This is a genomic window from Commensalibacter papalotli (ex Servin-Garciduenas et al. 2014), assembly GCF_000527695.1.
GTDB classification, from domain to species: Bacteria; Pseudomonadota; Alphaproteobacteria; order Acetobacterales; family Acetobacteraceae; genus Commensalibacter; species Commensalibacter papalotli.
Genome location: NZ_ATSX01000001.1, coordinates 1480818 through 1492518, shown reverse-complemented (window position 1 = coordinate 1492518; position 11701 = coordinate 1480818). Strand labels below are relative to the sequence as shown.

General features: G+C 39.3%; 11 protein-coding genes. 9 read left to right on the top strand and 2 right to left on the bottom strand.

The window, feature by feature from the left end:
* Nucleotides 1-60: 60 nt before the first annotated feature.
* Nucleotides 61-1206 carry a glycosyltransferase family 32 protein gene (locus tag COMX_RS06755; RefSeq protein WP_051461940.1) on the top strand — a complete coding sequence of 382 codons (1146 nt, stop codon included), beginning with the start codon at nt 61-63 and terminating at the stop codon, nt 1204-1206.
* A 37-nt stretch (nt 1207-1243) separates the two neighbouring features.
* Here COMX_RS06755 and xth read toward each other — a convergent pair whose 3' ends face one another.
* On the bottom strand, nt 1244-2011 hold the full coding sequence (xth, locus tag COMX_RS06750; protein WP_034338427.1) for an exodeoxyribonuclease III: 768 nt from the start codon (nt 2009-2011) through the stop codon (nt 1244-1246).
* Between the two features lie 142 nt (nt 2012-2153).
* Between xth and COMX_RS06745 the strand changes: the two genes are divergently transcribed.
* The 8 genes from COMX_RS06745 to serS all read left to right on the top strand — a co-directional run bounded on the left by COMX_RS06745 (nt 2154) and on the right by serS (nt 10401).
* Complete coding sequence (locus tag COMX_RS06745) at nt 2154-3332, top strand: deoxyguanosinetriphosphate triphosphohydrolase (protein WP_034338425.1); 1179 nt, start codon at nt 2154-2156, stop codon at nt 3330-3332.
* Nucleotides 3333-3432: 100 nt separating this feature from the next.
* On the top strand, nt 3433-5235 hold the full coding sequence (gene argS, locus COMX_RS06740; RefSeq protein WP_034338423.1) for an arginine--tRNA ligase: 1803 nt from the start codon (nt 3433-3435) through the stop codon (nt 5233-5235).
* Complete coding sequence (locus tag COMX_RS06735; protein ID WP_034338422.1) at nt 5232-6248, top strand: SPOR domain-containing protein; 1017 nt, start codon at nt 5232-5234, stop codon at nt 6246-6248. The genes argS and COMX_RS06735 overlap by 4 nt, the downstream gene beginning before the upstream one ends.
* Before the next feature lie 15 nt (nt 6249-6263).
* Nucleotides 6264-7103, top strand: a complete 840-nt coding sequence (locus COMX_RS06730; RefSeq protein ID WP_034338419.1) for a segregation and condensation protein A — start codon at nt 6264-6266, stop codon at nt 7101-7103.
* On the top strand, nt 7100-7672 hold the full coding sequence (gene scpB / locus COMX_RS06725; RefSeq protein ID WP_034338417.1) for an SMC-Scp complex subunit ScpB: 573 nt from the start codon (nt 7100-7102) through the stop codon (nt 7670-7672). Before COMX_RS06730 ends, scpB begins: the two co-directional genes overlap by 4 nt.
* 100 nt (nt 7673-7772) lie before the next feature.
* Nucleotides 7773-8333, top strand: coding sequence for a Sec-independent protein translocase protein TatB (gene tatB, locus COMX_RS10705; RefSeq protein ID WP_051461939.1), 561 nt, complete (start codon nt 7773-7775; stop codon nt 8331-8333).
* A complete protein-coding gene (gene tatC / locus COMX_RS06715; protein ID WP_034338416.1) occupies nt 8324-9121 on the top strand; it encodes a twin-arginine translocase subunit TatC in 798 nt (265 codons plus the stop codon). The genes tatB and tatC overlap by 10 nt, the downstream gene beginning before the upstream one ends.
* Nucleotides 9121-10401, top strand: a complete 1281-nt coding sequence (gene serS, locus COMX_RS06710; RefSeq protein ID WP_034338413.1) for a serine--tRNA ligase — start codon at nt 9121-9123, stop codon at nt 10399-10401. Before tatC ends, serS begins: the two co-directional genes overlap by 1 nt.
* 436 nt (nt 10402-10837) lie before the next feature.
* Here the strand turns inward: serS and COMX_RS06705 are convergent, their stop codons facing one another.
* Nucleotides 10838-11692, bottom strand: a complete 855-nt coding sequence (locus COMX_RS06705) for an ATP-binding protein (RefSeq protein WP_034338411.1) — start codon at nt 11690-11692, stop codon at nt 10838-10840.
* Nucleotides 11693-11701: the final 9 nt, after the last annotated feature.

Genomic DNA, 11701 nt, shown 5'->3' with positions numbered 1-11701 from the left:
TTTATTGAACAATTTAAATAGTGTATGGACTTGTTCTTTTCTGATTTTAGGTGAGAAGTGATGGAAGAAAACCAGCTTAACCCAGATGTTGATTATACTGATATGTTGTCTATATGCTCTCAAGCATTAGATTTTTATCAACAGCACGGTATTACAGAATTAATACATGCTTTTAATATAGCCAATATTCTAGGAACTAATCAATTTTATGCTGAGGCAGCTTTTTTTTATAAAGTTGCTTTTAATATGCATTCTAAAAGTGCAGGTCAGTTTCCTTTGGCTCACTTTTTACTAATGGCTCGACTTGTTGCTCTGTTGAAAGGAAATTTTCCTATCAAAGAAGATGAGATGAACCAGCTGAAAGGTCTTTGTATTCCTTTATATAATTTTGTAGAAGGATGGAAACGATATAAAGAAAATGGCGATGCGTTATCTGCAATTCGGTTAATGGGAAATTGCTTTGAAGAGTTCCATACAGGTGAAGAAGCAGATACAATTTATTTAACCATTATGATGGATTTGTTTAACCCTAATCCAGAGATTTGTATCAAGGATAGGACTTTTGGAGCAGCTGACTTTAATGTTATTCCCAATAATTTATTTATGTATTGGGATCAAAACCCACCTGCTGAAATTCTTCAAAATTTCGAGTATCATAAAGGATTAACACATTTTAATTTGAAAATTTTTGACAAAGCAGAAGCAATAGAGTGGCTTTATCAAAACTATGGTGTAGAAGCTAGACAAATCTTCCTTTCTGCGCGTCATCCTGCAGAGGCTGCTGATTTTTTACGCGTCCATGTCATTAATTATTATGGTGGATGGTGGCTTGATGCTGATATTAAGATTCAATCTATTGATAAATTCTGCTCTATTATTCCTTCTAGTTACGAGCATGTGTTTTTATTGACTCATAATAATGTAGTTCATAATGATTTCTTCGGTTCTGTTCCAAATAGTCCTATATTAAATGATTGTATGTTAAGTCTTTATCGTAATAGTTATTTGCATACAGGTTTATTTATTGCTTACAAAACGGGCCCTGGTATTTTTGGACGCGCTTTAAATAGGACTTTTTATCGTTCTTTACGTGGTGAAACAAAAAAACCATCTGTTGTTTTGTTGAATGATCGTAAGTTTTGGAGCGTCATTGCAGATTTTGAAACGCCTTATAAAGATTCAACGCCACACTGGCAGGCATCTTAATTAGTAAAAGGCGCTGTAGATACAGCGCTTTTTTTTATTAGAACTCGATAATAATAGGCACATGATCAGAGGGTTGTTCTTTATCGCGTTCTGATTTCTCAATTGTAAAGCTTTTGAGTTGCTCTGCCATTTTTGGCGAAAGCAATGCGTGATCAATGCGTAAGCCAGCATTTCTTTGCCAGGCTCCTCTGGTGTAATCCCAAAAAGTATAAAGCGTTTCTGTGGGATATAAAGCACGTAACGCATCGGTAAGTCCAAGCCACAATAAACGATAAAAGCCATTACGACTTTCGGTGCGGATCAAGGCATCATTTTCGGATAAGGTCTTGGGTGCAAAATCTTGATCGGTTGGGCAAATGTTGAAATCCCCAGCAAAGATAAAATCTTGCTTGTTTATTAACAGGGTCTCTGCACGTTTACTTAACGCATTGATAAAGTGTAATTTTCTTTGAAATCCTTCTTCTCCACCAGAATTTCCATTAGGCAGGTATAAATTGCATAAGATAACACCTTGGCATTCAATCTCAAGATAACGTGCTTGAGGTTCTTCTTCATTCAGATCTGGCAAGACAACATGGTTCAGTTGATAAGGATGTCGGCTTAAAATTGCGACCCCATTATAGGCTTTTTGTCCATGTACGATAACTTGATAGCCCATTTCTTCAAAGGTTTCTTTTGGAAATTGTTCATTTTGGCATTTAATTTCTTGTAAAAATAACCAGTCTGGTTGTTCTTTGGTTAAAAATGCTTGAACATGTTCATGGCGTTGCCGAATAGAGTTGATATTCCAGCTAACAAGTTTCATTAAAACGAACCTTAAAATAAAAGTGTTTCTTGATTGAATAATAGGCACAAAGAATTTTACTATGTCAAAGAATTATATCATGATTATTATATGACATCATGATTTTTTCTTGATAATGTAAAAAACTGAAAGCGTAATGAACATGGATTTGGCTGTTTATGCGGTGCAAGAAGCAACCGCCAGAGGACGATTATATCCAGAGGCAGAATCTTCATCAGGGCGTACGCCTTGGCAAAGGGATCGTGATCGCGTTATTCACTCAACGGCATTTCGTGTGTTGCAATATAAAACGCAAGTTTTTGTAAATCATGAAGGTGATTTTTTTCGTACACGCTTAACCCACTCTTTGGAAGTTGCACAAATTGCACGCTCAATTGCCAGAGCATTACGATTAAATGAAGATTTAACAGAATGTTTGGCACTGGCCCATGATTTGGGGCATCCGCCTTTTGGTCATGCTGGCGAGTATGCCTTACAAGAGGGTATGAAAGACTATAATGGGTTCAGTCATAACGACCAATCGTTGCGTCAAGTAACACGTTTAGAACAACGTTATGTAGCTTTCGATGGTCTTAATTTAACATGGGAGAGCCTTGAAGGTTTGGCAAAGCATAATGGCCCAGTGTTAAATCCTGATCCTTATTTAAAAGCTTATGATCAATATTATCCTTTGGAGATAACCAGCTATGCCTCTATTGAAGCACAAATTGCGTCTATATCGGATGATATAGCCTATCATAGTCATGATCTGGATGATGGTTTGCGGGCAGGGTTATTACAATTTAATGAGTTAAAAGATCTACCCATAGTTGGTGAGGCCTTGTACAAGGCTCAAAAAGTGATGCAAGACATTACGGTAATAGAGCATCGTGATAATCGGTTGCGTCATGAAATGATTAGGAGGGTGATTGACTTATTAGTTAGTGATTTAAAAAAACAAACATTATTAAATTTAAAAGAGCTTAATCCTAAAAATTCAGATGATATTCGCTATGCACAAATGGGAGTGGTACAATTCAGTCCAGAGGTAGGACAAGCCAATCAACAGATTCGTCAATTTTTGTACAAAAACCTCTATTATCATTGGCGCGTCAATCGAATGAGCCGAAAGGGACAAAAGTTAGTTTGCGAACTTTTTACAATATTATCTGAAAATATGGATTTATTGCCAACAGAATGGCAAAGACGATTAGAAAAAGCTCAGGAAAGAAAGCAAAAATCAGGTGCATTGCGTGTTGTTGTTGACTATATTGCAGGAATGACAGATCGTTACGCTATGGAGGAATATCAACGCCTGACAGATCTTGCGATATTGGCTTAAAATTTTTCTGCGATAAATTAAAAGTTAGAATGGCTTTTTTGCCGAGGGTTCGGTAAATAGATAAGAAAGTTTCCTTGCTTGTGAGAAAGATAGTTTTTATATGATTGACCATAATCTGTACGTTTTCTTCCGCCAATATGTATTACAGGCCTTGCGGCAGAGCGTGCCTGATTTACCCGAAGCGTTATTGGAACGTGTTGAGCTGACCCCGACCAAAGATCCTGCTCATGGAGATATGGCGACCAACGCGGCTTTGATTATTGCCAAAGCGGTTAAACGTCGCCCTCAGGAACTTGCTCAGGAGTTGGCGGATTATTTAAAACAAGTCGATGGAATAGAATATGCCGAGCCTGCGGGTCCTGGGTTTGTTAATTTAAAGATTACGGCTTCTGTTTTTCAAAATTTAGTTTCGACGATATTACAGACTGGCGAATCTTTTGGTGCTAGCCAAATTGGCCAAGGAACAATGGTAAATATTGAATATGTTTCTGCCAATCCTACAGGACCAATGCATGTTGGACATTGCAGGGGAGCTGTGGTCGGTGATGTTTTGGCTAATTTAATGGCAAAAGCAGGGTTCGACGTTACCAAAGAATATTACATTAATGATGCAGGCACTCAAGTGGTGGCGCTAACTTGGGCTGCTTATTGGCGTTATTTACAAGCTTTGGGTCAGGATTTATCAGCCGAGGCATTCGAAGAAAAATTCAAAACCTATATGGCATCAGGGTTGCAATATCAAGGCGACTATTTGGTTGAAGTAGGGCGGGTTTTAGTTAAAAAACATGGTGATGCTTTATTACAAGGTACAGATGCACAACCTTTACCCACCTGGTTTGATATTGTGAAAGAATGTGTGCTTGAACAAATGATGAGCAGTATTCGTCAAGATTTGGACGCGTTAGGTGTACATCAGGAAGTGTTCGTATCAGAGCGCTCTATTTTAAGTTCAGGTAAAGCAGATCAAGCATTAAAGATTTTAACAGATAAAGGCTTGCTTTATACGGGTGTTCTGGAACCCCCCAAAGGTAAAGTCATTGAAGACTGGGAACAGCGCCCACAAACTTTATTTAAATCAACAGAGTATGGGGATGATGTTGATCGTCCTTTACGTAAGTCCGATGGAACAGCAACTTATTTTGCCAATGATATTGGCTATCATTACGATAAAATTGAACGCGGTGCCAAGATCTTAATCGACATTTGGGGAGCAGATCATGGGGGCTATGTACCCCGAATGCGTGCGGCGATTAAAGCGTTAACCGATCAAAATCCTGTTGATTTTGAAGTGGTGCTTTGTCAAATTGTACGTGTAGTACGTAATGGCGAAGTCGTTAAGATGTCAAAACGTGCTGGAACTTTTATTACGCTGCGTGATTTGATTGATGAAGTAGGCAAAGATGCTGTGCGATTTACAATGCTTACCCGTAAGTCTGATGCACAAATGAATTTTGACCTTGAACAAGTGATTGCACAAACACGGGATAATCCTGTATTTTATGTGCAATATGCGCATGCTCGTTGTCGTTCTGTATTGCGCTCAGCGGTTGAAACTCTTGGGGCAGATGCGGTTAAGCCCGCTATGTTGGCTCAGCAAGCTTTAACGAACTTACAAAGTAGTGCAGAGCTATCATTAATGCGTCGGTTGGCTCAGTGGTCCAGAATTGTTGAAAGTGCAGCTTTGGTTAGAGAGCCACACCGTATAGCTTATTATTTAATGGAAGTAGCAGCAGATTTTCATGCGCTGTGGAATGCAGGACGAGATGATGCTACATTACGATTTATTCAAGAAGATGACTTGTCAGGAACAAAAGCAAGATTGGCGTTGGTAGAAGCTACAGCTTGTGTTATTCGTTCTGCAATGATGATTTTAGGTGTTGAACCAGTAGAGGAAATGAGATGATAGATCCAAATTCACCAGACCCTTCAAAAAGAAAGTCTTTTTTTGATGAAGATTCTTTGGATGATGGGGGAAATAATCGCTCTCCTCATCCTGATCAACGTGTTTATAATGATCGTGAACGTATGACGTCCCGATATCATGATGATGAGGATGAAGAAGACTACGGTGATCAAGATTATGATCGCAGAAAACCATTACGTTTTGGATTTATGAATGCTTTTGGTGGTGGAAGTAGCGATGGGAATGCAACACGCCGTTTAGCTTATGCTGCTGGGGGCGTTGGCGCAATATTGGTGATCTTTATTGGTGGGTGGATGTTCTTGAATTCATCAAATAAAGGAGTTCCTGTTTTTGAACCTCCTGCAGAGGTCGCCAAGGTAAAACCAGTTAGCACAGGAAATGTTGAAACTATTGGTATGGGAATTGGTGAGAATGCTTTAAATAATGGTGGCGCACCAAATGGACAACCAGGGTTAGCATCGGGGCCAGAACAAGCAAATCCTCAAGCATTGGCAGATCAGTATAATCGTCCTACACCACCTACCGCAACAGCACCATCTGAAACGCATTCGAGCAATAATACAACAACGGTGCCATCAGCTTCATCTAATATAGGGGGAAGTAATGAGGGGGCCGAGGAAACTCCAAAGCATACAGCGCATCCTAAACATCAACAAACCCATCGTGCAACAGAGCCTAAAAAAGCTGAACCTAAGAAAGTAGAGCCTAAAAAAACAACCAAAAAAGCCGAGGCTCATCAGGCTTCATCTGGTAAATTTGGCTTGCAATTAGCATCTTTGAAATCTCATGATGCAGCACAACAACAATGGCAAACATTGAAGAAAAAAGCACCTGAAATCTTGGGAAAATATTCTCCTTCTATTCAAAAAGCCGAAGTAAATGGAAGTGCTGTTTATCGTTTGCGTGTTAAAGGATTGACTTCAAAAGCACAAGTCAGCAGCGTTTGTGCTCAGTTAAAAGCAAAAGGTGTTGCTTGTACTATTGCATATTAATGATTTTATTGGCTGATGTCAGAATTGGTTGATATCGAATTGGAACAAAGGATTCAGGAAACTGAATCCTTTGTTGTACATCTAGATGGCTTTGAAGGGCCTTTGGATCTGTTGTTACAACTGGCGCGAACACAAAAAGTCGATCTTGCGAAAATTTCTATTTTACAACTCGTTGAGCAATATTTAGAAATTATTGAATCTGCACGAAAAATTCGTTTAGAATTGGCTGCAGATTGGTTGGTAATGGCGGCTTGGTTGGCATGGTTAAAATCTTGTTTGTTACTTCCTGAAAAACCTGTCGAAGGTGAGGAGACAGAACAAGCGGTTGATATCTTGCAAGAACGTTTAGAAGAGCTTGAACGTATTAATCAGGTAGCTAAATGGATGAGTGAGCGCCCTTTGTTGGGCAGTGAAGTTTTTGTTCGTGGGTTTTATGAAAACCATACTGAAATTGATACTTCTGGCGTTGTTTTAGATATTTCGCGTTTTATGGGTGCTTATGTAGGGGTTGCGCGTAGAAAGTCAAAAAAGAAAGCGTGGCGATTGCGATCTTTTAACTTTTGGACAGTGCGTGATGCATTATCTCGGTTAAAACGGCTTTTGGGGCAAAGTCATGTGCCTGGTTGGCATGTATTGGATGCATTTTTGCCTAGTTATACATCTTTGCAACAAAATGATACGACGCCAGAAATGGTTTCTCGCCAAGTTAAAGCTGCTTGGAGTGGAACGTTATTGGCTGGGTTAGAATTAGCAAAAGATGGACAAATACAATTGAATCAACAGGAACAATTTGGTCGGATTCAACTTAGGAAATATGAAACAAATTCCATAATTGAAAAAGAAAACGAATCATGAGCCTAATCCCTACGCAATATAAAGAAATTCTTGAAGCTTTTATTTTTTCTCAATCAGAACCAGTAACAGAGAAAATAATGATTGAGCTTTTGAAAAAAAATGGAATTTCTGCTGATGATATGACAGAGTTTTCAGTTGAGCTGCGACTATTGTTGGGGCGTTTACAACAAGATTATGCCAATAAAGGTTTTCGGTTATATCAGATAGCAGGAGGGTGGCAGTTTCGTACAGCCCAAGAATATGCGCCATTTTTGGTAAAAGTAATTAATAAACCTAAGAGATTATCAAGAGCTGCAATGGAGACTCTATCCATTATTGCTTATCATCAACCATGTACGCGTGCGGACATAGAACATATTCGTGGTGTAAGTTTGGGTCAAAATATTTTGGATAGTTTATTAGAAAGTGCTTTGGTTAAACCCTGTGGACACAAACAAGTGCCTGGTCGTCCAACCTTGTGGGGCACAACACAAGAGTTTTTGAGCTATTTAGGATTAAATGAATTGAGTGACTTACCGAAGAAAGAAGAGCTATTTGCAGATATTCCCTATCAAACTTCACAAGATTGATCGAATTCTTTTGGATTTTCTGATCAGAAACCGTATAGAAGAATAAGGGTAAGAGATTTCATCACGATGAAATGGATGGGTTAAGGGGTCGAAAGAAACGATGTTTGGTTTTTCCTGGGCAGAGATCTTATTGATTGGTGTGGTCAGTATGGTTTTTATTGGCCCAAAAGATTTTCCCAAAATATTAAAGTGGCTTTCTGATATGATCAAGAAATGTCGTAAAATGGCAAGTGAATTTCACAGCCAAGTGGATGAGGTTATTAAAGATCCTGACTTAAAAGAAGCCAAAAATCAGTTATTACAACTTCGAAATTTAAATGTTAAAGGGGCCATTTTAAACGCTATTGATCGGGATGGTTCTTTGCAAAATACATTACGAGATTCTCCTTTTTCTGAAACTGCGATGAGCTCTCCCGCCACGGATTATTCAGAAGTTGCTCAAGGGGAAATAAAACCTATCCCAGGCACGATTGAGGACATTCACGATGATTGGCAAAAAGAAGAAAATATTGATTACGAAGCATTGGAAAAATCTGATCCAGCCCCAGTATTCTTTCCCCCATCTGTCGCACAAAGAGTACAGGTAAGGCGAGCAGCCCCACCATCCCCTGCGATGATTCCACCGCATATTTCCAAATACAAAGAACAGAGATGGTTATGAGCGATCAAGAGCAAGCAGAAGGATTAAACGACAAAGCCATGCCTTTGATGGAGCATTTCGTTGAACTGCGCCGTCGCTTGATGTGGTGTATTGGGACGTTTTTAGTGACTTTTGCGATTTGTTATCATTTTTCCCAAGAAATTTATTTGTTTTTGGCACATCCTTTAGAAAGTGCAATGCGTGCAGATGGCCAACAACCACAAATGATTTATACTGCTTTGTATGAAGCTTTTTTTACTTATATCAAAGTCGCATTTTTTGGCGCTACTTTTCTATCTTTTCCGATGATTGCTATTCAAGCATGGGTTTATATTGCGCCAGGATTATATAAAAAAGAAAAGAAAGTTTTTGCTCCTTTTTTAATTGCAACGCCGATTTTATTCTTGCTTGGGGCTAGCCTTGCTTATTTCTTTGTTTTTCCTTTGGCTTGGAAGTTCTTTTTATCGTTTCAAGTAAGTGGTTCAGGGAATGCAGCAATGCATATTGAATTACAAGCTAAAGTCTCGGAGTATCTTAGTTTAGTGACACGATTGATCTTGGCCTTTGGCATTGCATTTGAATTGCCTGTACTATTGACCTTGATGGCTAAAGTAGGATTTGTTACATCTCAAAAATTAAAAAAGTTCAGAAGATACGCCTATGTGATTGCATTTATCATTGCGGCTGTTTTGACCCCGCCTGATGTAATTACTCAAGTTTCATTGGCGATTCCGCTAATTATTTTATATGAAGTTTCTATATTTTCCGCTCGTTTAGTAGAGCCAAAACACTCAGAGGAGGATGAATAATGCATGATTTTCGTGCGCTGCGCGCTGACCCAACGGCTTTTGATCAGGATTTAGCACGTCGAGGGTTACCTCCCGTCAGTCAAGAATTGCTTTCTTATGACGAAGAACGCCGTGTTTTGTTAAATGAGCTTCATACTAAGCAAGCAGATCGTAACAACTTATCCAAGCAAATTGGACAGTTAAAACGTGATAAACAAGATAGTGCTGACCTAGAAGCCCAAGCAATCACATTGCGCACAGAGTTGGAAATCATTCAAAGCAAAGCAGATGCGTTGGATGCGAAAATTTTTGAAATTCTTGCCAGCCTTCCAAACCGTTTAGCACAGGAAGTTCCTGTGGGTGCGGATGAGAATGATAATATTGTTATTCATCAGTGGGGGGAGCCCAAAGATTTAGGCTTTACGCCTCTACAACATTTTGACCTTGGTGAAAAACTAGGCATGATGGATTTTACTGTGGCTTCTAAACTTTCTGGCGCGCGGTTTAGTATTTTAAAAGGGGCACTGGCACGTTTGGATCGTGCGTTAAGTCAGTTTATGTTGGATTTACACACGGGTGAGCATGGCTATGAAGAGCATATTGTTCCTTTGTTGGTCAATGAACAAACCATGTATAATACGGATAAATTGCCTAAATTTGGCGATCAGTCTTTTTGTACAACCGATGGTCGCTGGTTGATTCCCACAGCGGAAGTTCCTTTGACGGCAATGCAAGCGGGTGAATTGATTTCTGTGGAAGAACTGCCTATTCGTAGGACTGCTGTGTCTGCGTGTTTCAGAAGTGAAGCTGGGGCTGCGGGAAAAGATACGCGTGGGTTAATTCGTCAGCATCAGTTTTACAAAGTAGAAATGGTCAGCATTACGACCCCAGACGAAAGTGAAGCCGAACACGAACGCATGACACGTTGTGCGGAAACAGTGTTGGAAAGGCTGGGATTGCCGTACCGTCGTATTTTGCTTTGTTCTGGAGATACAGGATTTGGTGCAGCGAAAACTTGGGATTTAGAGGTTTGGTTGCCAGGGCAACAGGCTTGGCGTGAGATTTCTTCGTGTTCGAATACAAACGCATTTCAAGCCCGTCGTATGAATGCCCGTTTCCGTCCAAAAGCAGAGGAAGGTAAAAAAGTTTCCCCTGAATTCGTGCATACCTTAAATGGCTCTGGCGTTGCAGTGGGGCGTGCGTTGGTTGCTGTGATGGAAAATTACCAAAACGCAGATGGCAGCATTACCGTTCCAGAAGTGTTGCGTCCATATATGGGTGGCATTGAGAAAATCGGCTAGAATTTAAAAAAGCTCCCCATTTATCTGCTGTGTGATAACAGAGGTAAGGGGAGCTTGTACTCCTTTTATCTTAAATGCACTTGGTTTAAATTTGAGTAAATTACCTGTGTTTCTCTTATAGAATTACTATAATGATTTATACGGTTAAAAAATAATATATAATAAATCATTCATAAGATTTTTGGCTGTGACTTGAGTAGAGGTTTTCTTTTGGCGCATTTTGACGCTTCTTTCATATAAAACAGGATTGTTATTTGGATAATGTAAACGCAGTTATGGCGTTAGTTTTGGCAGTATTTAATTTTACGTATGCCAAAATAAAAAAAGCACAGTTTTTACTGTGCTTCGGAAGAGATTAATTACAAAGATACTAACCTATTAATAATTATCTCTAATAAGATCAATAATTTCTAGTTATGAAGTCTGATATTGAAATTTATTTGGCCAATCTAGCGGTTAAATCCTCGATAAATTGCCATGCCACACGACCATTTCTGGAACCTCGGGTAACAGACCATTCATTCCCTTGCGCAATCAGATCTTCATCAGCAATCGGCAGGGCTCGTTCTTTGGCATAGGCGCGGATAATTGCATCATAAAGAGGTTTGTCGCAATTATGAAATCCAATCCATAATCCAAAGCGATCAGATAAAGAGACTTTTTCCTCTATGGCTTCGGATGGGTTGATGGCTGAAGATGTTTCATTCTCTATCATATCACGTGGCATTAAATGACGGCGATTGCTGGTGGCATAAAATAAAACATTATTTGGCCGCCCTGCAATACCACCATCCAAAACGGACTTAAGTGCTTTGTAATCTCTGTCTTCTTTCTCAAATGACAAATCGTCAGAAAAAACAATAAAACGATGGGGAAGCGGTTTTAACAACTGTAATAAAACAGGCAAAGAATGTATATCATCCCTTGGTATTTCGATAATTTTAACAGGATGATGTTGATCATCAAGTTTTTGGTTGGCTTCTTGATGCACGGATTTAATCAACGAAGATTTTCCCATACCTCTGGCACCCCATAACATCACATTATTGGCTGGTAATCCCTTGGCAAAGTGCAGCGTGTTATTAAAGAGAAGTTCTTTTTGATATTCTAGACCTTGGAGTAAGTTAATGGAAACATAATTGACTTCCGGCACAGAGGTCAGGGTATTTCTCTGTGTTGTCCAAATAAACGCATTAGCTTGCTCTATATTTTCAATATGTGGTTTTGGAGGGGATAATTGTTCCAAAGCCGTAGCAATGCGTTCTAAAAATGGGATAATATCCGTTGTCATTTTATTTTC

Bases quoted from the DNA above. Each gene is read 5' to 3' on its own strand.
- COMX_RS06730 (WP_034338419.1), top strand. From the start codon at position 6,264: ATGTCAGAATTGGTTGATATCGAATTGGAACAAAGGATTCAGGAAACT.
- COMX_RS06755 (WP_051461940.1), top strand. From the start codon at position 61: ATGGAAGAAAACCAGCTTAACCCAGATGTTGATTATACTGATATGTTG.
- xth (WP_034338427.1), bottom strand. From the start codon at position 2,011: ATGAAACTTGTTAGCTGGAATATCAACTCTATTCGGCAACGCCATGAA.
- tatB (WP_051461939.1), top strand. From the start codon at position 7,773: ATGTTTGGTTTTTCCTGGGCAGAGATCTTATTGATTGGTGTGGTCAGT.
- scpB (WP_034338417.1), top strand. From the start codon at position 7,100: ATGAGCCTAATCCCTACGCAATATAAAGAAATTCTTGAAGCTTTTATT.
- tatC (WP_034338416.1), top strand. From the start codon at position 8,324: ATGGTTATGAGCGATCAAGAGCAAGCAGAAGGATTAAACGACAAAGCC.
- COMX_RS06745 (WP_034338425.1), top strand. From the start codon at position 2,154: ATGGATTTGGCTGTTTATGCGGTGCAAGAAGCAACCGCCAGAGGACGA.
- argS (WP_034338423.1), top strand. From the start codon at position 3,433: ATGATTGACCATAATCTGTACGTTTTCTTCCGCCAATATGTATTACAG.
- COMX_RS06705 (WP_034338411.1), bottom strand. From the start codon at position 11,692: ATGACAACGGATATTATCCCATTTTTAGAACGCATTGCTACGGCTTTG.
- COMX_RS06735 (WP_034338422.1), top strand. From the start codon at position 5,232: ATGATAGATCCAAATTCACCAGACCCTTCAAAAAGAAAGTCTTTTTTT.
- serS (WP_034338413.1), top strand. From the start codon at position 9,121: ATGCATGATTTTCGTGCGCTGCGCGCTGACCCAACGGCTTTTGATCAG.